Source organism: Streptomyces sp. MMG1121 (assembly GCF_001280015.1).
Classification (GTDB): domain Bacteria; phylum Actinomycetota; class Actinomycetes; order Streptomycetales; family Streptomycetaceae; genus Streptomyces.
In genome coordinates this window covers 1-208 of the sequence record NZ_LGDV01000178.1, presented here as the reverse complement: position 1 = coordinate 208, position 208 = coordinate 1, and the positions used below count along the sequence as shown (strand labels likewise).

Annotated in this window: 1 protein-coding gene; it reads right to left on the bottom strand. The window is 76.0% G+C overall.

Features of this window, described 5'->3' with window-relative positions; translation table 11 throughout:
• Window positions 1–208 (bottom strand): hypothetical protein (locus ADK64_RS16685; protein WP_159046271.1); only part of this gene is annotated, 208 nt, incomplete at both ends.

The following is a 208-nucleotide window of genomic DNA, read 5'->3' as shown; positions in this document are numbered from 1 at the left end:
CTCGGCGGTGGCCGCGGTCTTGCGGGTGCGGCGGGGCTTGGCCTCCGTGGCTTCTGCCGTGTCGACGGCGGTTTCGGCTACGGCGGCGGCCGTCTTGCGGGTCCGGCGCGGCTTGGCTTCGGCTTCGGGGGCCTCGGCGGTGGCCGCGGTCTTGCGGGTGCGGCGGGGCTTGGCCTCCGTGGCTTCTGCCGTGTCGACGGCGGTTTCG